The 611-nt window shown below is 78.9% G+C and carries 1 protein-coding gene; it reads right to left on the bottom strand.

The window, feature by feature from the left end:
* Positions 1–452, bottom strand: a 452-nt coding sequence (locus tag N866_RS19350) for a sirohydrochlorin chelatase (protein WP_034230058.1), incomplete at its 3' end; no start/stop codon positions are given.
* Between the last annotated feature and the right edge of the window lie 159 nt (positions 453–611).

The following is a 611-nucleotide window of genomic DNA, read 5'->3' as shown; positions in this document are numbered from 1 at the left end:
CGCGCCTGCAGCGCGGCGCGGACCACCTCGACGTCGTCGGCCGCGGCCGGGTCGCTGGACCCCGCCGCGGCGAGCACCACGGCGTCCTGCGGGCGGACGCCGGCCTCGACGAGCCGCTCCTGCAGGACGGTGACGAGCCGCGGGTCGGGCCCGAGGGTGCCGGCCGCCACGGCGGCACCGTCCCGTCCGACCTCGACGGCGGTGCCGATGTCGTGCCGGGTGTGGACGCCCACGGACAGCAGCAGCGGGACGACGACGACGGTCCTGCCGGCGTCCTCGCGCAGGACGTCCCGGACGACGTCGGGGACGCGCGGCTCCTCCACGTCGACGAACGCCTGCCGGACGTCCAGCGTCGGGTCGAGGGACCGCAGGTCGGCGACGAGGCGACGGACGACCTCCCGCCCCGCCGGGCTGCGGGTGCCGTGCGAGCACGCGACGAGGACGGCGCTCATGCCGGCACACCCGCCAGCGACCGCTCGGCGGCCACCAGCGCGGCGGCGTCGCCGTCGAGGTCGGGCTCGAGCAGGCCGGCCCGCGCCACGCCCCCGAGGACGACCACGCCGGGCGAGCCCACGCCCTGCTCCCGGCACACCGCCGCGATCGTGTCGAGG

This window comes from Actinotalea ferrariae CF5-4 (assembly GCF_000603945.1).
In the GTDB taxonomy this organism is placed as follows: Bacteria; Actinomycetota; Actinomycetes; order Actinomycetales; family Cellulomonadaceae; genus Actinotalea; species Actinotalea ferrariae.
The sequence above is the reverse complement of the archived record's forward strand: the minus strand, read 5'-3'. Positions and strand labels throughout refer to the sequence as shown.